15 protein-coding genes are annotated in these 19,122 nt (G+C 66.1%); 9 read left to right on the plus strand and 6 right to left on the minus strand.

Features of this window, described 5'->3' with window-relative positions; translation table 11 throughout:
• Positions 1-35: 35 nt before the first annotated feature.
• From RM190_RS05995 to RM190_RS06020, 6 genes are all read left to right on the plus strand, one after another.
• Complete coding sequence (locus RM190_RS05995; RefSeq protein ID WP_311758508.1) at positions 36-1,103, plus strand: L-idonate 5-dehydrogenase; 1,068 nt, start codon at positions 36-38, stop codon at positions 1,101-1,103.
• Positions 1,100-2,299, plus strand: a complete 1,200-nt coding sequence (gene uxuA / locus RM190_RS06000; RefSeq protein ID WP_311758509.1) for a mannonate dehydratase — start codon at positions 1,100-1,102, stop codon at positions 2,297-2,299. Before RM190_RS05995 ends, uxuA begins: the two co-directional genes overlap by 4 nt.
• Positions 2,296-3,720, plus strand: coding sequence for a mannitol dehydrogenase family protein (locus tag RM190_RS06005; protein ID WP_311758510.1), 1,425 nt, complete (start codon positions 2,296-2,298; stop codon positions 3,718-3,720). The genes uxuA and RM190_RS06005 overlap by 4 nt, the downstream gene beginning before the upstream one ends.
• Entirely contained in the window at positions 3,717-4,727 is a 1,011-nt protein-coding gene (locus RM190_RS06010) for a zinc-binding alcohol dehydrogenase family protein (RefSeq protein WP_311758511.1), read from the plus strand. Before RM190_RS06005 ends, RM190_RS06010 begins: the two co-directional genes overlap by 4 nt.
• Before the next feature lie 17 nt (positions 4,728-4,744).
• The gene (locus tag RM190_RS06015) at positions 4,745-6,286 is read left to right on the plus strand and encodes a UxaA family hydrolase (RefSeq protein ID WP_311758512.1); all 1,542 of its coding nucleotides are present in this window, start codon (positions 4,745-4,747) and stop codon (positions 6,284-6,286) included.
• Between the two features lie 111 nt (positions 6,287-6,397).
• Positions 6,398-6,790, plus strand: a complete 393-nt coding sequence (locus tag RM190_RS06020; protein WP_311758513.1) for a TonB C-terminal domain-containing protein — start codon at positions 6,398-6,400, stop codon at positions 6,788-6,790.
• 93 nt (positions 6,791-6,883) lie between these two features.
• On the opposite strand, the gene RM190_RS06025 is transcribed toward RM190_RS06020, so the two are convergent.
• Entirely contained in the window at positions 6,884-8,251 is a 1,368-nt protein-coding gene (locus RM190_RS06025) for a dicarboxylate/amino acid:cation symporter (RefSeq protein ID WP_311758514.1), read from the minus strand.
• 203 nt (positions 8,252-8,454) lie between these two features.
• Here RM190_RS06025 and RM190_RS06030 point away from each other — a divergent pair, with 203 nt between their 5' ends.
• The 3 genes from RM190_RS06030 (at position 8,455) to RM190_RS06040 (ending at position 13,915) form a co-directional block, all read left to right on the plus strand.
• The gene (locus RM190_RS06030; protein ID WP_311758515.1) at positions 8,455-10,158 is read left to right on the plus strand and encodes a sensor histidine kinase; all 1,704 of its coding nucleotides are present in this window, start codon (positions 8,455-8,457) and stop codon (positions 10,156-10,158) included.
• Positions 10,155-11,513, plus strand: a complete 1,359-nt coding sequence (locus tag RM190_RS06035; RefSeq protein WP_311758516.1) for a sigma-54-dependent transcriptional regulator — start codon at positions 10,155-10,157, stop codon at positions 11,511-11,513. The genes RM190_RS06030 and RM190_RS06035 overlap by 4 nt, the downstream gene beginning before the upstream one ends.
• A 92-nt stretch (positions 11,514-11,605) precedes the next feature.
• Positions 11,606-13,915: a Tex family protein gene (locus tag RM190_RS06040; protein ID WP_311758517.1), complete on the plus strand. Its 2,310-nt coding sequence runs from the start codon at positions 11,606-11,608 to the stop codon at positions 13,913-13,915.
• Here the strand turns inward: RM190_RS06040 and pdxY are convergent.
• The 5 genes from pdxY to nrdI form a co-directional block, all read right to left on the minus strand.
• Positions 13,912-14,748 carry a pyridoxal kinase gene (gene pdxY, locus RM190_RS06045; RefSeq protein ID WP_311758518.1) on the minus strand — a complete coding sequence of 279 codons (837 nt, stop codon included), beginning with the start codon at positions 14,746-14,748 and terminating at the stop codon, positions 13,912-13,914. The two genes, RM190_RS06040 and pdxY, sit on opposite strands and share 4 nt — an antisense overlap.
• The gene (locus tag RM190_RS06050) at positions 14,745-15,434 is read right to left on the minus strand and encodes an MOSC domain-containing protein (protein ID WP_311758519.1); all 690 of its coding nucleotides are present in this window, start codon (positions 15,432-15,434) and stop codon (positions 14,745-14,747) included. The genes pdxY and RM190_RS06050 overlap by 4 nt, the downstream gene beginning before the upstream one ends.
• Positions 15,435-15,545: 111 nt before the next feature.
• Positions 15,546-16,520, minus strand: a complete 975-nt coding sequence (nrdF, locus tag RM190_RS06055; protein ID WP_311758520.1) for a class 1b ribonucleoside-diphosphate reductase subunit beta — start codon at positions 16,518-16,520, stop codon at positions 15,546-15,548.
• A gap of 73 nt (positions 16,521-16,593) precedes the next feature.
• Positions 16,594-18,720 carry a class 1b ribonucleoside-diphosphate reductase subunit alpha gene (gene nrdE / locus RM190_RS06060; RefSeq protein ID WP_311758521.1) on the minus strand — a complete coding sequence of 709 codons (2,127 nt, stop codon included), beginning with the start codon at positions 18,718-18,720 and terminating at the stop codon, positions 16,594-16,596.
• Positions 18,702-19,118, minus strand: a complete 417-nt coding sequence (gene nrdI / locus RM190_RS06065) for a class Ib ribonucleoside-diphosphate reductase assembly flavoprotein NrdI (RefSeq protein ID WP_311758522.1) — start codon at positions 19,116-19,118, stop codon at positions 18,702-18,704. The genes nrdE and nrdI overlap by 19 nt, the downstream gene beginning before the upstream one ends.
• Between the last annotated feature and the right edge of the window lie 4 nt (positions 19,119-19,122).

Raw genomic sequence — 19,122 nt, forward strand, 5'->3', positions numbered from 1 at the left:
GCATGGGTATTTATGAAACGGTGAAAGGCTGAACGATGCGCACAAGGGTTGCACGCCTTTACGGTGCCCATGACCTGAGGGTCGAGGAGCAGGAGGTTGGCCGCCCCGGCCCCGGCGAGGTTCTTCTTGCCATGGCGGCGGGCGGAATCTGCGGATCGGACCTGCATTATTATCACGACGGCGGCTTCGGCCCGGTCCGCGTGCGCGAGCCGATCATCTCGGGGCACGAAGCTTCGGGGCGGGTGCTGGAGGCGGGCGAAGGGGTCGATCTGGCGCCCGGCACGCTGGTTGCGGTCAGCCCGTCCCAGCCCTGCGGCACCTGCGAATATTGTCTGCGGGACATGCCGGTCCATTGCCTGGACATGCATTTCATCGGCAGCGCCATGCGGTTGCCCCATGAGCAGGGCATGTTCCGTGACCTGTTCACCGTCCCCGCGCGGCAGGTCCATGCCTTTCCCGAAGGCATCACCGAGGGCGAGGCCGCCTGTTCCGAGCCGCTGGCCGTTTGCCTGCACGCGGTGGCGCAAGCGCGCGACCTGCTGGGCGATCTGTCCGGACTGCGGGTCATGGTCACGGGGGCCGGGCCGATCGGGCTGCTGGTCCTTGCGGCGCTGCGCCATGCCGGCGCGGGCGAGGTCATCGTCACCGACCTGACCGATGCCGCGCTGGACCGCGCCCGGGCGATGGGGGCGGCGATGACGATCAATGTCGCGACCGACGCGGGGCCGCTGGAGCCGCTGCAGAAGGACAAGGGCCAGATCGACCTGATCTTCGACTGCTCGGCCGCCGGTCCCGCCCTGCGCACCGCCTTCGCCGCCATTCGTCCGCGCGGCACCTTGATCCAGGTGGGTGTCACCGGTGACATGACCATTCCGCTGAACGCGCTGGTCGGCAAGGAGATCACCTGGCGCGGCTCGCAGCGCTTCCATGCCGAATTCGCCGAGGCCGTCCGCCTGATCGGTAGCCGTGCCATCGACCTGCGCCCGATCATCAGCCACAGCCTGCCGCTGGAACGCGCGCGGGAGGCGTTCGAGCTGGCTTCGGACCGCAGCATTGCCTGCAAGGTGCAACTGACCTTTGCCCATCAGGAGCAAGTGAAATGAAATACACGTGGCGCTGGTTCGGTCCCGTCGACAAGGTAAGCGTCCGCGACGCCTTGCAGGCGGGTGCGCATGGCATCGTCAGCGCGCTGCATCACGTCCCGACCGGCGAGGCATGGACCGTCGATGGCATCCGCCAGCGACAGGAGGAGGTGCGCGCGGGCGGGCTGACATGGGACGTGGTCGAAAGCGTCCCGGTCTCCGAGGACATCAAGACCCAGACCGGCGACTGGCGCGCCCATGTCGCCAATTGGCAGGACAGCCTGCGCCGCCTGTCGCAATGTGGCATCCGCACGGTCTGCTACAATTTCATGCCGGTGCTGGACTGGACCCGCACCGACCTGCGCTGGGAAACGCATCAGCACGCCCGCGCCATGCGTTTCGATCTGCCCGATTTCGTGGCCTTCGACATTCATATCCTGAAGCGCCCCGGCGCCGTGGCCGACTATCCCGAGGCTATGGCCGAGGAAGCCGCGCGCCGCTTTGCCGCCATGCCGGATGAGCGCGTCGCAGCGCTTGGCCGCAATATCGGGGCCGGGCTGCCGGGTTCGGCGGACGGCTATACGCTGGAGCAGCTTCTGGAAAAGCTGCGGACCTATCAGGGGATCGATGCGATCCGGCTGCGCATCAATCTGGTCGATTTCCTGTCGCAGGTGGTGCCCGTGGCCGAAGAAGTCGGCATCAACATCTGCGCCCATCCCGACGACCCGCCGTGGCCGCTGCTGGGGCTGCCGCGCATCCTGTCGACCCGCGACGACTATGCCCACATGCTTTCGCAGGTCGACGCCCGCGCCAATGGCGTGACGCTGTGCTCGGGTTCGCTCGGCGCTCGTCCCGACAACGACCTGCCGCAGATCGCCCGCGAGTTTGCCGATCGCATCCATTTCGTCCATCTGAGGAATGTCACGCGCGAGGCGGAGAGCATCCCCTGTTCCTTCTTCGAGGACGAGCATCTGGAAGGCGGCACCGACATGGTCGAGGTCATCGCCGTGCTGCTGGCCGAGGAAAAGCGCCGTCGGGACGAGGGTCGCGAGGATCACCAGATTCCGATCCGCCCCGATCACGGTCAGGAAATCCTCGACGACCTCAACCGCGGCGCGCAGCCCGGCTATCCCGCCATCGGCCGCCTCAAGGGGCTGGCGGAACTGCGCGGGATCGAGCGGGCGCTGTCGCATCCGCGTCTGGGGGCCTTTGCATGAGCCGGCTTTCCTCGCAATCCGTGCTGCCTGAAGCCGTTCACGTGCCGGAATTCGACCGCGCGACCCTGCTGCCGGGCATCGTCCATCTGGGCTTTGGCGCGTTTCATCGCGCGCATCAGGCGGCCTTTACCCAGCGCGCGCTGAATGCCGACCCCGACGCCTGGGGTATCGTCGCGGTCAACCTGCGTTCTGCCGGTCCGATCCGCGATCTTGAGGCGCAGGACGGGCTTTACACCATCATCACCCGTGGTCCCGATGGCGACAGTGCCGAGGTGATCGGCGTGACCGAGGATTGGCTCTGCGCCGCCGAGGACGGGGCCGAGGTGCTGGCGCGGCTGGCGGATCCGGCGATCCGCATCGTGACGCTGACGGTGACCGAAAAGGCCTACGGCGTCGATCCCGCGACCGGCGGGCTGGACCGGAACCATCCCTCGATCGCGGCCGACCTTGCCGACCCAAGCCATCCCGGCGGCGCGGTCGGGTTGCTGGTCGAGGGGCTGCGGCTGAGGCGTGCGGCGGATACCCCTTCCTTCACCGTGCTGTCCTGTGACAACCTGCCGTCGAATGGGCGGGTGTTGCGGCGTCTGGTCACCGAATATGCCGCGCTGACCGATCCCGGGCTTGCCGACTGGATCGCGGCCGAAGTCGCCTTTCCGTCAAGCATGGTCGACCGCATCGTTCCGGCCGCGACCGATGCCACCCGCGCCCGTGCGGCGGCTCTGCTGGGCGGGGTCGAGGACGTGCTTGCGATCGAGACCGAGCCTTTCATCCAATGGGTGATCGAGGACGAATTTCCGCAGGGTCGCCCGGCATGGGACAAGGCGGGGGCGGTCATGGTGGCGGATGTCGAACCCTATGAGAACATGAAGCTGCGGATGCTGAACGGCACCCATACGCTTGTCGCGCATCTGGGCATCCTGAACGGGTTGGAGCATGTCCGCGACGTCATGGCGGTGCCCGCGCTGGTCGCGCAGGTCCGCGCGCATATGCTGGCGGCGCGGGCGACGCTGGACCCGGTGCCGGGGATCGACCTTGACCGCTATGCCGACGACCTGATCCTGCGCTTTGCCAATCCCGCCATCGCCCACCGCAATATCCAGATCGCGATGGATTCGACGCAGAAGCTGCCGCAGCGCATCTTCTCGCCCGCCACTGACGCGCTGGCGGCGGGGCAGGACATCACCCCCTTTGCCCGAGTCATGGGCGCGTGGATCGCGGCGATCATGAAGTGGCGCGAGGCGGACGATCCGCGCCGCGCCGAACTGCTGGCGGCAGCCGAGGCCGGGGAAAATCCGGCGCGTGCCTTCCTCGACCTGCCCGGCCTGCTGCCGCAGGCGCTGGCGGTAAGCGCGGAATGGCACCGTGCCGTCACCGCAGCCGTCGCCGAATTTTCCCATCTGACCGAAAGGAGCGCGTCATGAAGGCGCTGATCTGCGAGGAACCGGGGCTACTCGCCCTGATCTCGCGCCCCGAACCCGTCAGGGGGCAGGGCGAAGTGCTAGTCCGCGTCCGCCATGTCGGCATCTGCGGCACCGATTTCCACATTTTCGGCGGCAAGCACCCCTTCCTGGAATATCCCCGCGTCATGGGCCACGAGCTTTCCGGCACGGTCGAGGAAGCCCCCGAGGGAAGCCACCTGAGCGCGGGTGATCCGGTCTATATCGTGCCCTATCTGTCCTGCGGCTCGTGCCAGGCCTGCCGCATCGGGCTGACCAATGCCTGCTGCAACATCAAGGTGCTGGGCGTTCATACCGATGGCGGCATGGCCGAGCTGATCTCGGTGCCGGCGCAGAACGTCATTCCGGCGGAGGGCATCCCGCTTGAGGATGCGGCGATGATCGAGTTCCTTGCCATTGGCGCGCATGGCGTGAAGCGCGGAAACATCACCGCCCGCGACCGGGTGCTTGTCACCGGATCGGGACCGATTGGCATGTCCGCGATCATCTTCGCCAAGGCACGCGGCGCACACGTCACCGTCATGGACACGCGCGAGGACCGGCTGGCCTTTGCCCAAAGCGGGCTTGGCGCCGACGCCGTGATCTTTGCCGACAAGGATGCCGAGGCCAGTGCCGCCCGCCTGACCGGCGGCGACTGGTTCGACGTGGTGATCGACGCGACCGGGGCCGCGCCGCCCATCGAGCGCGGCTTCGGCTTCCTCGCCCATGGTGCGCGCTATGTGCTTCTGTCGGTGGTGCGTCAGGACATCACCTTTGCCGACCCGGAATTCCACAAGCGCGAGGCGACGCTGATCGCCAGCCGCAACGCCCAGCCCGACGATTTCGCCGAGGTCGTGGCCCAGATGCGGGCGGGCCGCGTGCCGACCCGCGCGCTGAACACACATCGGGGTTCCCTGTCGGACGGGGTGCACCTATTTCAGGACTGGTCGCGCCCCGAGGCGGGCGTGATCAAGGCCATTCTCGATCTTTGAAGAAACGGAACGAAGCCATGAGCGCGCCCAAGACTGTGCCAGCCATCATCCGCCTGCGGCCCGAGGACGATGTCATCATCGCCACGCAACCCATCCCGGCAGGCACGGTCCTGTCCGAGGAGGGGATCACCACGCTTGGCGACATCCCTCCGGGCCATAAGATCGCGACGCGTGACATTGCGGCGGGCGAGGCGGTCAGGCGCTACAACCAGATCATCGGCCTCGCCTCGGTCGCGATCCCGGCGGGCAGCCATATCCATGTCCATAACCTTGCCATGACCGATGTGCAGATGGACCATGCCATCGGCGCGGATGCCCGCAATGTCGAGATGGTGGCCGAGCCCGCGAGCTTCATGGGCTATCGCCGCCCCGACGGGCGTGTGGCGACGCGGAACTATATCGGCATCATCTCGTCGGTGAACTGCTCGGCCCGCGTTGTGCGTTCGATCGCGGATCATTTCCGCCGCGACATCCGCCCCGAGGCGCTGGCCGATTTCCCGAATGTCGACGGGGTCGTCGCGCTGACTCACGGCATCGGCTGCGCGGTGGATTCGAAAAGCGAATCCATGCGCATCGTGCGCCGGACGCTGGCGGGCTTTGCCACCCATCCCAATTTCGCCGCCGTCCTGTTCATCGGCCTTGGCTGCGAGACGAACCAGATATCCGAGATCATGGCGCAGGGTGGTCTGGCCGAGGGGGCGAATCTGAAAGCCTTCACCATTCAGGATCAGGGGGGCACGACCAAGACGATCGAACACGGCGTGAACCAGATCAAGGCGATGCTGGCCGATGCGAATGCCATCGCGCGCCAGCCGATCCCGGTTTCCGAACTGGTCGTGGGCCTGCAATGCGGCGGGTCGGACGGCTATTCGGGGATCACGGCGAATCCGGCGCTGGGTCATGCGGTCGATATCCTCGTCAGCCATGGCGGCACCGCGATCCTCAGCGAGACGCCGGAAATCTACGGCGCCGAACACCTGTTGACCCGCCGCGCCGAGACGCAGGAGGTCGGCGAAAAGCTGATCGCCCGCATCGACTGGTGGAAGGAGCACACCTCCCGCAACGGGGCCGAGATGAACAACAACCCCTCGGCCGGGAACAAGGCGGGTGGGCTGACCACGATCCTTGAAAAGTCGCTGGGCGCGGTCGCCAAGGCCGGGACCACGAACCTGCGCGGGGTCTATGAATATGCCGAGCGGGTGACGGAACATGGCATGGTCTTCATGGACAGCCCCGGCTATGACCCGGTGTCCGCGACGGGGCAGGTGGCCTCGGGCGCGAACCTGATCTGCTTCACCACTGGGCGCGGCTCGGCCTTTGGCTGCGTGCCCGCGCCGTCGCTGAAGTTCTCGACCAACACGGCGACCTGGAAGCGGCAGGAAGACGATATGGACCTGAACTGCGGCACCATCATCGAGGGCGAGGCCACCATCGAGGAACTGGGCGAGACCATCTTCCAGATGATGATCGACTGCGCCTCGGGCAAGAAGTCGAAAAGCGAGGAACTGGGCTACGGTCAGGACGAATTCGTGCCTTGGCAGATCGGCGTCGTTACCTGAACCGCCGGAAGGTGGCCGCGGGGCAACAGCCGCGCGGCCCGATTTCCGGCCCGTTGCAGGCCCGCATCCTGGCCGCGAAATTGGGGCCGACCTTCACCCGACGAGAACCCCATGCTGCGCGCCGCTTTCCTTGCCCTGTCCCTTCTGTCCGCTGTCCCCGTCTTGGCCGAACAGGCCGGTGGCTCGGGCCTGCCTGCCCCCGAGAACCGCAAGGAATGGATTCGCGCCGTGCAAAGCCGCGTCGAGGCCAATGCGTCCGCCAGGTTCTGGGCGCAGGGGCAGCGCGACTCGTCGATGAAGGACAAGACGGCCAAGATCCAGTTCATCGTGCATCCCGATGGCGGCATCGCCGATGTTGAAATGGTCGAGGCCAGCGCCGGGCTTTCGGAACAGGCCCGCAAGCGTCTGGTGGCGGCGATCGAGGATGTGCCGCGCCTGCCCACCTTTACCCCGGACATGCAGCAGAAGCCGATCACGATCTTGCTGCCGCTGAACCTCGACTGACGCGCTGGCCGAACTGCAAAGCCGCGACCCATTCGGATCGCGGCTTTCTGGTCGGGCAGCGGGGAGGAGCCGCCCGTTCGGGCCGCACCGGGATCAGTCGGCGCTGGCCTCGCCCAGGCGCAGGCCGGCAGGTGCGGGGCGCAGCGTCGTGACAGGATGGACGGCGTCCATGTCCTCGCCGGCAAGGGCACGGTCCAGTGCCTCGCGGTCCAGCGCGCCTTCCCAGCGGCTGACGACGATCGTCGCGACCGCGTTGCCGATGAAGTTGGTCAGCGAGCGGCATTCCGACATGAAGCGGTCGACGCCAAGGATCAGCGCCATGCCGGCGACCGGGACCGTCGGCACGACCGACAGCGTCGCCGCCAGCGTGATGAATCCCGCCCCGGTCACGCCCGCCGCCCCTTTCGAGGACAGCATCGCGACCGCCAGCAGCAGAAGCTGCTGCGACAGCGTCAGATCGGCATTCGTCGCCTGGGCGATGAACAGGGCCGCCAGCGTCATGTAGATGTTGGTGCCGTCCAGGTTGAAGCTGTAGCCCGTGGGCACGACCAGCCCGACGACCGAACGCGAACACCCGGCCTTTTCCATCTTCTCCATCAGCGCGGGCAGCGCCGATTCCGAAGAAGAGGTGCCCAGCACCAGCAGCAGTTCGGTCTTGAGATAGGCGATCAGGCGGAAGATCGAGAAGCCGTTGGCAAGTCCGACCGCGCCCAGCACCACGATCACGAACAGGGCCGCGGTCAGGTAGAAGGTTCCGACCAGCGCCGCCAGGTTCACGACCGAGGCGATGCCGTACTTGCCGATGGTGAAGGCGAAGGCCCCGAAGGCGCCAACCGGCGCGGCCTTCATCAGGATGTCGACGACACGGAAGACCACCTGGCTCAGCGTCTCAAGCAGCGAGACGACGGGCTTGGCCTTTTCGCCGACCAGGATCATGCCGATCCCGAACAGGATCGCGATGAACAGGACCTGCAGGATGTTGCCGTCCACGAAGGCCGAGGCCATGGTCGACGGGATGATGTCCATGACGAAGCCGGTCAGCGTCGTTTCATGGGCCTTGGCGGCATAGGTGGTGACCTTGCTGGCATCCAGCGTCGCGGGGTCGATGTTCATGCCCGCGCCGGGATGGATCACGTTCGCGGTCACCAGACCCACGATCAGCGCCAGCGTCGAGAAGGTCAGGAAATAGGCGAACGACTTGCCCACCACGCGACCGACGCCCTTCAGCGAGCCCATGCCGGCAAGGCCGGTCACGATGGTCAGGAAGATGACCGGGGCGATGATCATCTTCACCAGCTTGATGAAGCCATCGCCCAGCGGCTTCAGCGCCTCGCCGGTTTCCGGATAGAAATGCCCGATCAGCGCGCCCGCGACGATGGCGAACAGGACCTGGACATAAAGATGACGATAGAAGGGTCGGGATGCGTGCGTGGTCGGCTGCGTCGACGTGTCGAGTTGCATTTGGCCTCCTCCAACCTGCAATGATGTGACTGTGACGGACATGCTACAGTTCTGTTCAGCGCCGCCCAAATTCGCGGCGCATGGCAGCAATGCGCTGATTTCATGGGGTTTTGGCGGGATGGCGTCGCCAATATTGTGTGGTTTTCCGCACAGTGGAAATGTGCTAGTGTGAAATTCCACACAAGCTTGGTCAGGTTTCCGGAATGGCGTCCGTCGGGAAGGCCCTTGATTCGAGAGCGCCGGGCGGCGTCCCCCGTTGGCTGTGGCTGCTGATTGCCCTGGTGCTGGCGGGCGTCCTGGCGAGCGGTTTTCGCATCGGCCAGCATGACGCGCTGAACGATCTGCGCCTTGCACAGGAGGTCGAGCTGCGCACGCGCGTGCAGGCGCTGGAAGGCGTGCTGTCGCGCCAGCGCGCGGTCGCGACAGTGCTGGCTGATGACGCGCTGGTGCGGGACGCCCTGGCGGACCCCTTGCCGGGGAACCGCGCCGCGGTCTCGTTGAAGTTCGACCGGCTGCGCGACCAGACCAACAGCTCGGTCATCTATCTGCTGGACCATCGCGGGGTGGCCATCGCGGCCTCGAACTGGGACGAAGCGACCAGCTTTGTCGGGCAAGACTACAGTTTCCGCGATTACTTCAGCGATGCACTGCTGCGCGGAGAGGCGACGCAGTTCGCGCAAGGCACGGTCAGCCATCGTCCCGGTCTGTATCTGTCCCATGACGTGGTCGGGCTGGCGGGCGGGCACCCCGATACCGCGACCGAGCCGCTGGGCGTGGTCGTGGTCAAGGTCGAATTCGACGCGCTGGAACGGAACTGGGCGGGGAATGCTGCACAGACCTTTGTCACCGACCCCTCGGGGCAGGTGATGCTGGCGGGTGATCCGGCGCTGCGCTTTCACCCGATGCCGAACGAAGGGGACGCGATCCGCACGACGCAGGCGGTGCCGGGGATCGACTGGACGATGACGATGGCCTCGTCCACGGGTGCAGCGCGCTATGCCGGGCTGCTGACGATGGGCGCGCTGGGTTTCGTCCTGACGCTGCTGGCCGTTCCCGTCGTGATCCTGATGCGCGCCCGCCGTCGCGCCGCGCGCGAGGCCGAGGCTGGACGCCGCTATCGCGTCGAGCTTGAACGCGCGGTCGAGGAACGCACTCGCGCCCTGACCGGAGAGATGCGCGAACGCCGTGCCGCCGAAGAGCACGTAGCCCGGCTTCAGGACGAGATGGTGCAGGCCAACAAGCTGGCCGCGCTGGGCCAGATCACCGCGGGCGTGGCGCATGAGGTGAACCAGCCGCTGGCCACCATCCGCCTGCTGGCCGAGAACGGGGCGGCGATGCTGCCCGAGGGGCAGGCCCCCGAGGTCGCGGGAAACCTTGCCGGCATCCAGCGCATGGCGCTGCGGATCGGACGCATCACCGAGCAGTTGCGCGGCTTTGCCCGCAAGGCCAGCGGCACCGTCGGTCCCGTCTCGCTGCGCGAGGCGCTGGAGGTCGCGGTGCTGATGACCGGCGCATCACATGCGGGGCGCGGCATCCCGGTGGACATGCCCGCCGTCGATCCCGGCCTGCTGGTCATGGCCGAGACGGTCCGGCTGGAGCAAATTCTGGTCAATCTGCTTCAGAACGCGCAAGAGGCATTGGCTGGCACGCAGGATCCCCGCATCCGGATCGGGGTCGAGGCGGCCGAAACCGTTCGTGTCACCGTCCGCGACAACGGTCCGGGCCTGACGCCCGAAACCGCGGCCCGCCTGTTCACGCCCTTTGCGACCAGCAAGCCGAACGGTCTGGGGCTGGGGCTGGTCATCTCGCAAGAGATCGCGCGGGATTTCGGCGGCGACCTGCGCGCGCTTCCCCCCGAACCGGGGCAGGGAGCGTGCTTCATTCTTGAACTTCAGGGGGCCATATGACCCAGACGATCCGGACGGTCCGGCTGGTCGACGACGACCCGGACCTGCTGATGGCGCTGTCCCAATCACTGAAGCTGGCTGGCTTCGCGGTCGAGCCGTTCGGCTCGGGGGCCGAGGCACTTATCGGGCTGGGACCAGATTACCCCGGCATCGTGCTCAGCGATGTCAGGATGCCGGGCATGGACGGGATGGACCTGTTCGGGCGGCTGAACGCGCTGGACCCCGACCTGCCGGTGATCCTGCTGACCGGCCATGCCGACGTGCCGATGGCGGTCGCCGCGTTGAAGCGCGGGGCCTATGACTTCCTGTCGAAGCCGGTGGGCACGGACCAGCTGGCCGCGGCGCTGAACCGCGCCTGCCAGTCCCGTGCGCTGGTGATCGAGAACCGTGCGCTGCGCCGCCAGCAACAGGAGGCGCTGGCCCAGGATACCCGGCTGATCGGCCACAGCGCGATCATGCAGAACCTGCGTGACAGCATCGAGAGGTTGGCGGCCGCGGGCGGTGACCTGCTGCTGGTCGGTCCCGGCGGCTCGGGCAAGGAAAGCGTCGCGCATGCCCTGCACCGGCAGGGGCCGCGCCGCGCCCGCGCCTTCGTGCATGTCGCCTGCGCCGCGCTGGACGAAACCCGGTTCGAGGCCGAGTTTCTGGGCCTCGAACCCTCGGGTCGGCAGGCGCGCAGCGCCGGGCGGCTGGAAAAGGCGCATCGCGGTACGCTTTACCTGGACGAGATCGACCTGCTGTCGCCCGGTCTTCAGGCGCGCCTGATGGGGCTGATCGAGGCGGGGGAGTTCTGGCCCGCGGGTGCGGCCGCGCCCCGGCCGCTGGACCTGTGCATCATCGCCTCGACCCGCCGCGATCTTCAGCCGCTGGTGCGCGAGGGGTTGTTCCGGGGCGATCTTTACTATCGCCTTGCAGGGGTGGTGCTGACCCTGCCGCCGCTGCGCGACCGGCGCGAGGATATCCCCGAACTCTTCCGCCATTTCCTGCTGGAGGCCTGCACGCGGCTGGACATCGCGCCGCCGGTCATTCCCGCAGCCGTCTCGGCCCGGCTGGCCGCACATGACTGGCCCGGCAACCTGCGCGAATTGCGCCGCTTTGCCGAAGCTCACGCGCTGGGGATGACCGCGATTGACCGGGTGGCCGAGCCTGCGCCGGAGGACGGGAGACGGGGCCTGTCCGAAATGGTGGCCGAATATGAGGCCGACCTGATCCGCGAAGCCCTGCGGCTTGAGCAGGGCAATGCCAGCCGGGCGCTGGCCCGGCTGCGGCTGCCGCGCAAGACCTTTTACGACAAGCTGACGCGCCACGGCATCCGGCCCGCCGATTTCCGCGCCGGTGCCCCGGCCGAGGATTAGGCGGCGGCCTTTCGCCTTTGCCCCATGCGGATGGCTTGGCCCGGGGCGTCCGACGCGGTATGACACCCCCTGATCCAAGGGGAGCCGAGCGAATGGACGCGACCGACCGTATTGCGCGCAGGATTGCCAGTGAAATCAATGCCTCGGCCCAGCAGGTCACGGCAGCGGCGGGGCTGCTTGACGGCGGCGCGACCGTGCCCTTCGTCGCGCGCTATCGCAAGGAGGTGACGGGCGGGCTGGACGACACGCAATTGCGCACCCTGTCCGAGCGCCTGGCCTATTTGCGCGAGCTTGAGGCGCGCCGGAAGGCGATCCTGGAATCGATCGAGGCGCAGGGCAAGATGACGCCCGATCTGGCCCGTGCCGTTTCCGGGGCGGAAACCAAGGCCACGCTTGAGGATATCTATCTGCCCTTCAAGCCCAAGCGCCGCACCAAGGCGATGATCGCGCGCGAAAACGGACTGGAGCCGCTGCTGCGTGCGATCCAGGACAATCGCGGCGCCAACCCCGAGGCGCTGGCGGCCGGCTATCTGACCGAGAACGTGGCCGACCTGAAAGCGGCGCTGGACGGTGCGCGCGACATTCTTGTCGAGGAACTGTCCGAGAATGCCGATCTGCTGGGCCGCCTGCGCCAGTTCATGCAGGCCGATGGCCGGATCAGCGCCCGCGTCGTCGCGGGCAAGGAACAGGACGGCGCGAAGTTCAGCGATTATTTCGATCATGCGGAAAAGTGGTCCGCGATCCCCGGCCACCGCGCGCTTGCGATCCTGCGCGCCGCCAAGGAAGAAGTCCTGACCATCGAGATCGCGCCCGAGGACGAGACCGGCACCGCGCGCGCCGAAGGCATCGTTGCCGCCGCCCTTGGCCGGTTGGGCGACGGGCCGGGCGACCAGTGGCTTCGCAAGGTCGCGGGCTGGACCTGGCGGGTCAGACTGTCGAATACGATGTATGTCGACCTGCTGACGGAATTGCGCACCCGTGCCCATGCCGAGGCCATCCGCGTCTTTGCCCGCAACCTAAAGGACTTGCTGCTGGCCTCGCCCGCGGGGCCGCGTCCCACCATCGGGCTGGATCCGGGCATCCGCACCGGGGTGAAGCTTGCCGCGGTCGATGCGACCGGGAAAGTCGTGGAAACCGCTACGCTTTACCCTTTCCAGCCCAAGAACGACCTGCGCGGGGCCGAGGCCGCGCTGGCCGCGGCCATCGTGCGGCACAAGATCGAACTGATCGCCATCGGCAACGGAACTGCCAGCCGCGAAACCGAACGCATGGTGGTCGACGTGCTGAAGCGCCTTCCCGCGGGGGTGAAGGCCCCGGTCAAGGTCATCGTCAGCGAGGCGGGGGCCTCGGTCTATTCGGCGTCGGAACTGGCGGCGAAGGAGTTTCCCGACCTTGACGTGTCGCTGCGGGGCGCCGTCTCGATCGCGCGCCGCCTGCAGGATCCGCTGGCCGAACTGGTCAAGGTGCCGCCGGAATCGATCGGCGTCGGCCAGTATCAGCACGACGTGGACCAGCGCCAATTGACGAAGACGTTGGAGGCTGTGGTCGAGGACGCGGTGAACGCCGTCGGCGTCGACCTGAACACGGCGTCCGCTCCGCTGCTGGCGCATGTCGCCGGGCTGGGTCCGTCGCTGGCCCAGAACATCGTCGCCCACCGCGATGCCGAAGGGGCCTTTGCCTCGCGCGCGGCGCTGAAGAAGGTGACGGGCCTTGGTCCCCGCGCGTTCGAACAATGCGCGGGCTTCCTGCGCATCCGCGACGGGAAGGAGCCGCTTGACGCCTCGTCGGTCCACCCCGAGGCTTACGGTGTCGCGCGCCGGATCGTCGCCGCCTGCGGACGTGACATTCGCCAGATCATGGGTGACGGGACCGCACTGAAGGGCGTCCGGGCGGAACAGTTCGTCGACGACAGCTTTGGCCTTCCCACCATCCGCGACATCCTGTCCGAGCTGGAAAAGCCCGGCCGCGACCCACGTCCCAGCTTTGTCACGGCAAGCTTTGCCGAGGGGGTCGAGGACATCAAGGACCTGACGCCCGGCATGGTGCTGGAAGGCACCGTGACCAACGTCGCGGCCTTCGGCGCTTTCGTCGATATCGGCGTGCATCAGGACGGGCTTGTCCATATCAGCCAGTTGGCCGACCGTTTCGTGAAGGACCCGAACGAGGTGGTGAAGGTCGGCGACGTGGTGAAGGTTCGCGTGACCGAGGTGGACGTGCCCCGCAAGCGCATCGGCCTGACCATGCGCAAGGATGGCGGTGCCAGCGCCCGCGACGCTCAGGCGGAACGCGGCCCGAAATCGCCGCAACAGCCCGTACGCGGCCCGAAATCGGCCCGGCCCGCCGCGCCCGAAACGCCGGGCGCATTGGGGGCGGCCCTGATGAATGCGCTGCGGAAACCCTAGAGCGTCAGCAGCGCGGCGCGGAAGTCGGGGTCCGAAAGCACCACCTCTTGCGCGCCAAGCGCGGCCGCCCGCGCCAGCGCGCGCGATGTCTGGACTTGTGCGAACTCGACCGCATCGGTCAGCGCGCGCCCGCACGCCAGCGCCGCGATAATCAGCCCCGCGAACAGGTCGCCCGTGCCCGCCATTGCCACCGGCAGGCGCGGCACCGGATGGCGGCTGATCCCCGACGGTCCCAGGATGACGCTTTCCAGCATCCCACCGGCGGTCTCGGTCAGGTGGCAACCGGTGGCGATCAGATGCGCGCCCGGTGCCATGCCCAGCGCCGCTGCTGCGCGGGGCAGATCGGCAAGTGCGGTGATCGACTGCCCGGTCAGATAGGCGATCTCGAACGGGTTGGGCGAGGCGATGTCGGCCAGGGGCAGCAACTCGTCGCGCAGGATGGTGGCGATCGTTTCGGGCACATACAGACCCGGCGCATCATCCCCCATCACCGGATCGCAAAAATAGATCAGATCCGGGTTTTCCTGCTTGGCCCGCTGAACGAAGCCCGCAACCTGCCGTGCCACCTCGACCGACCCGATATAGCCGGTGACGACATGGGACGCGCGCGCTGGAAGACCGCGTTCCCAGACACCTTGCAGAAGATCGGCGAAGAAATCGGCGGGCATCGCCCGGCCGCGCAGGGTGGGATAATCCGGCGTATTCGAAAAGACGACAGTGGGGACCTGCGCAACCTCCAGCCCGGCGGCCTGCATCGGAAAGACGGCGGCCGAATTCCCGACATGGCCCATGACCACCTGACTCTGGATCGAGATGACAAGAGGTGGTCTCATGCGCGACCCTCCAGGCTGCCGTTCAGGCGGGGGGTCCAATCCTCGACCCGCCCGCTTTCCAGACGGTTGCGCGCGTAAAGCCGCCATTTCTCGGCCAGCACCTCCAGCGCCGCGATGTTCTTCAACTCTTCGGCGTTCAAGCGGTCGACATAGAAGGCATGCCAGATGCGGTGCAGGGTCCAGTCGGGCGCCGCTCGGTCGACAAGGACGATTGTGTCGCCCGGCGCAACCGTTCCGGGTTCCAGAACGCGGTAATACCAGCCGGTGCGCCCGGTCTCCTGCACGCGGCGCGCCATGTTGGGGATGGCGAAGCGGTGGGTCAGCTTCCAGCAGGGCTGCCGCCCCTGGCTGACCTGAACCAGCGCGCTGCCCATGCGGAAGATGTCGCCGACCGCGACGGACGCTTCGGTCAGGTTGAGGGTCGAGATGTTCTCGCCGAAGGCCCCCGGCGCGTCCAGCAGCGGCAGCAGGCCCAGATCGGTCTGCCACGCTTCGTAATGGTCGCGCGGGTAATGATGCACCGCCTTTTCCGGCCCGCCATGCACCCGCAGGTCCGCCTGCTCATCGTCTGCGAATCCGGTAGGTCCCAGCAGGCACGGCCCGCTTACCGGGCGCTTGTCGATGGCGCTGGTCCGCTGGCCGCCAAGGGGCGCGACCCGCCCGGTCAGAAGGGTGATGCTGGTCATGACTGGCTCCGGATTCTGGCGGCAAAGACTAGCCGTTCCGCGACGGCCCACAAGCCGCGAAAGAAAGACGCCCGCCGTTCCGGGCGGGCGTCGGGGGATGCAGCCTCAGGCTCAGAAGTCCCAGTCTTCGTCCTCGGTCGCGACGGCCTTGCCGATCACATAGGACGAGCCCGAGCCGCTGAAGAAGTCGTGGTTCTCGCTGTCCGGCGACAGCGCCGCCATGATCGCGGGATTGACCTCGCAGGCGGCCGGCGGGAACAGGGCCTCATAGCCGAGGTTCTGCAGCGCCTTGTTCGCGTTGTAATGCAGGAAGGCCTTTACATCCTCGGTCAGCCCGATTCCGTCATAAAGCTCGGCGGTGTATTTCTGCTCGATGTCGTAAAGATCGAACATCAGCGAAAAGGCGAAATCCTTCAGCTCCTGCTGTTTCTCGGCCGAAAGCTTCTCGGCCGCGCGCTGGAACTTGTAGCCGATGTAATAGCCATGCACCGCTTCGTCACGAATGATCAGGCGGATCAGGTCGGCGGTATTGGTCAGCTTCGCGCGGCTCGACCAGTACATTGGCAGGTAGAAGCCGGAATAGAACAGGAAGCTTTCCAGAAAGACGCTGGCGATCTTGCGCTTCAGCGGGTCCGATCCGGCCTTGTACTCCTCAAGGATCAGCCGCGCCTTGGCTTGCAGATGCGGGTTCTCCTCGGACCAGCGGAATGCCTCGTCGACCTCCTTGGTCAGGCACAGCGTCGAGAAGATCGACGAATAGCTGCGCGCATGGACCGCCTCCATGAACGAGATGTTCGAGAGCACCGCCTCTTCATGCGGGGTCTGCGCATCGGGCATCATCGAGGGTGCGCCCACGGTGTTCTGCACGGTGTCCAGCAGCGTGAGCCCGGTAAAGACGCGGATCGTCAGTTCACGCTCGGCCGGGCGCAGCGTCGCCCAGCTTTGCACGTCATTCGACAGCGGCACCTTCTCGGGCAGCCAGAAGTTCACGGTCAGGCGGTTCCAGACCTCAAGGTCTTTTTCATCCTCAAGACGGTTCCAGTTGATGGCGCGCAGCGGCGTCCGCGTGGCTACATGGTCTTTCATCGAAAGCCCCTTCATCGTTTTCCAAATACCCTACGGGGGTCCGGGGGTGTAAAACCTCCGGCAGCGGCGCGGATCAGAGCGTGCAGGAGACGCAGCCCTGGACCTCGGTTCCTTCCAGCGCGGTCTGGCGCAGCCGGATGTAATAGATCGTCTTGATGCCTTTCTTCCAGGCGTAGATCTGGGCGCGGTTGATGTCGCGCGTCGTGGCCTCGGCCGGGAAGAACAGCGTCAGGCTCAGGCCCTGGTCGACATGCTCGGTCGCCGCCGCATAGGTGTCGATGATCGCATCCGGCCCGATCTCATAGGCGTCGCGGTAGTATTCGATGTTCTCGTTCGACATGAAGGCGGCGGGGTAATAGACGCGACCGATCTTGCCTTCCTTGCGGATCTCGATCTTGGCGACGATCGGGTGGATCGAGCTGGTCGAGTTGTTGATATAGCTGATCGAACCGGTCGGCGGCACCGCCTGAAGGTTGCGGTTGTAAAGCCCGGTCGCCATCACTTCGGCTTTCAGCGCGGCCCAATCCTCGCGGGTCGGCAGGGTCATGCCTTCGAAGACGCGGGCGACATCGGCCATGGTCGGCAGCCAGTCACGTTCGGTATATTTGTCGAAGAAGCTGCCATCGGCGTATTTCGACTTCTCGAAATCCTTGAAGGTCGCGCCTTTCTCGCGCGCCAGCAGGTTCGACGCCCGGATCGCGTGATAGGCGACGGCGGCGAAATAGACCGAGGTGAACTCGACCCCCTCGGGCGAACCGTAATGGATGCGCTCGCGGGCCAGGAAGCCGTGCAGGTTCATCTGGCCAAGACCGACGGCATGGGCCTCGTCATTGCCGCGCCGGATCGAGGGCACCGAGTCGATCGAGGACATTTCCGAAACCGCGGTCAGCGATCGGATCGCGGCCTCGACGGTCGCGCCGAAGTCCGGGCCGTCCATGGTCGCCGCGATGTTCAGCGAGCCGAGGTTGCACGAGATGTCTGTCCCCATGCGGGAATAGCTGAGATCCTCGTTGAACTCGCTGGCCTCGTTCACCTGCAGGATCTCGCTGCACAGGTTCGACATGGTGATGCGGCCGTGGACCGGGTTCGCCTTGTTCACCGTGTCCTCGAACATGATGTAGGGATAGCCCGATTCAAACTGGATCTCGGCCAGCGTCTGGAAGAACGCGCGGGCGTTGATCTTTTTCTTCTTGATGCGCTTGTCATCGACCATCTCGGCGTATTTCTCGGTGACCGAGATCTCCGAGAAGGGCACGCCATAGACTTTTTCCACGTCATGCGGCGAGAACAGGTACATGTCCTCGTTCTTCTTCGCGAGCTCGAAGGTCACGTCGGGAATGACGACGCCCAAGGACAGCGTCTTGATGCGGATCTTTTCGTCCGCATTCTCGCGCTTGGTATCCAGGAAGCGCAGGATGTCGGGATGGTGTGCGTTCAGATAGACCGCGCCCGCGCCCTGTCGCGCGCCAAGCTGGTTGGCGTAGCTGAAGGAATCTTCCAGCAGCTTCATCACTGGGATCACGCCCGAGGACTGGTTCTCGATCCCCTTGATCGGCGCACCCGCCTCGCGCAGGTTCGTCAGCATCAGGGCGACGCCGCCGCCGCGCTTCGACAGTTGCAGGGCCGAGTTGATCGAGCGCCCGATCGATTCCATGTTGTCTTCAAGGCGCAGCAGGAAGCACGAGATCAGCTCGCCCCGCGACTTCTTGCCCGCGTTCAGGAAGGTCGGCGTCGCGGGCTGGAAGCGGCCGGACAGCATCTCCTCCATGAAGCGCATGGCCAGCGCCTCGTCGCCGCGCGCCAGCGCCAGCGAGACCATCACGACGCGGTCCTCGTAACGCTCAAGATAGCGCTGACCGTCGCGGGTCTTCAGCGTATAGCTGGTGTAATACTTGAACGCGCCCAGGAAGGTGGGGAAGCGGAACTTGCGCTTGTAGGCGGCATCCCAGATCGCGCGCTGGAAGTTCTTGGAATACTGGTCCAGCACCTCGGGTTCGTAATAACCCTCTTCGACCAGGTAATCGAGCTTCTCGTCCAGCGAATGGAAGAAGACGGTGTTCTGGTTCACATGCTGCAGGAAATACTGATGCGCCGCCTTGCGGTCGGCGTCAAAGCGGATGCGACCCTCACTGTCGTAAAGGTTCAGCATCGCGTTCAGCGCGTGATAGTCCAGCTCGGCCTTTACGCCATCGTCAAGCATTCTGTCCCCCAGAATTTGTTGAGCCCCGCATCGACGCGGGCAATATCTTCGTCATTTCCCGCAAGCTCGAAACGATAGAGCACGGGCACCTTGCACTTGTCCGCGATCACCCGCCCTGCCAAGGCAAAGGTCGCGCCGAAATTCCGGTTTCCGGCGGCGATGACGCCGCGCAGCAGGGACCGGCGGCCCGCATCGTTCAGGAAGTGGATCACCTGCTTGGGCACTGCGCCCCGGCCTTCACCATCGGCATAGGTCGGGCAGATCAGCACGAAGGGCAGGTCGGGCGCGGGCATCGCGTCCTTGGGCGAGATCGGGATGCGGCCGGCTGGCAGGCCAAGCCGCGTCACGAAGCGCGCCGTGTTCCCCGAAGCCGAGGAGAAATAGACAAGCCCGCCCATCGGT

It is taken from the genome of Paracoccus broussonetiae, assembly GCF_031854425.1.
Classification (GTDB): Bacteria; Pseudomonadota; Alphaproteobacteria; order Rhodobacterales; family Rhodobacteraceae; genus Paracoccus; species Paracoccus broussonetiae.

What these genes read in the sequence shown, in the direction of transcription:
- RM190_RS06035 (WP_311758516.1), top strand. Translation starts at nt 10,155, where the DNA reads ATGACCCAGACGATCCGGACGGTCCGGCTGGTCGACGACGACCCGGAC.
- pdxY (WP_311758518.1), bottom strand. Translation starts at nt 14,748, where the DNA reads ATGAGACCACCTCTTGTCATCTCGATCCAGAGTCAGGTGGTCATGGGC.
- RM190_RS06040 (WP_311758517.1), top strand. Translation starts at nt 11,606, where the DNA reads ATGGACGCGACCGACCGTATTGCGCGCAGGATTGCCAGTGAAATCAAT.
- RM190_RS06005 (WP_311758510.1), top strand. Translation starts at nt 2,296, where the DNA reads ATGAGCCGGCTTTCCTCGCAATCCGTGCTGCCTGAAGCCGTTCACGTG.
- nrdE (WP_311758521.1), bottom strand. Translation starts at nt 18,720, where the DNA reads ATGCTTGACGATGGCGTAAAGGCCGAGCTGGACTATCACGCGCTGAAC.
- RM190_RS06015 (WP_311758512.1), top strand. Translation starts at nt 4,745, where the DNA reads ATGAGCGCGCCCAAGACTGTGCCAGCCATCATCCGCCTGCGGCCCGAG.
- RM190_RS06030 (WP_311758515.1), top strand. Translation starts at nt 8,455, where the DNA reads ATGGCGTCCGTCGGGAAGGCCCTTGATTCGAGAGCGCCGGGCGGCGTC.
- RM190_RS06010 (WP_311758511.1), top strand. Translation starts at nt 3,717, where the DNA reads ATGAAGGCGCTGATCTGCGAGGAACCGGGGCTACTCGCCCTGATCTCG.
- uxuA (WP_311758509.1), top strand. Translation starts at nt 1,100, where the DNA reads ATGAAATACACGTGGCGCTGGTTCGGTCCCGTCGACAAGGTAAGCGTC.
- RM190_RS05995 (WP_311758508.1), top strand. Translation starts at nt 36, where the DNA reads ATGCGCACAAGGGTTGCACGCCTTTACGGTGCCCATGACCTGAGGGTC.
- nrdI (WP_311758522.1), bottom strand. Translation starts at nt 19,118, where the DNA reads ATGGGCGGGCTTGTCTATTTCTCCTCGGCTTCGGGGAACACGGCGCGC.
- nrdF (WP_311758520.1), bottom strand. Translation starts at nt 16,520, where the DNA reads ATGAAAGACCATGTAGCCACGCGGACGCCGCTGCGCGCCATCAACTGG.
- RM190_RS06050 (WP_311758519.1), bottom strand. Translation starts at nt 15,434, where the DNA reads ATGACCAGCATCACCCTTCTGACCGGGCGGGTCGCGCCCCTTGGCGGC.
- RM190_RS06020 (WP_311758513.1), top strand. Translation starts at nt 6,398, where the DNA reads ATGCTGCGCGCCGCTTTCCTTGCCCTGTCCCTTCTGTCCGCTGTCCCC.
- RM190_RS06025 (WP_311758514.1), bottom strand. Translation starts at nt 8,251, where the DNA reads ATGCAACTCGACACGTCGACGCAGCCGACCACGCACGCATCCCGACCC.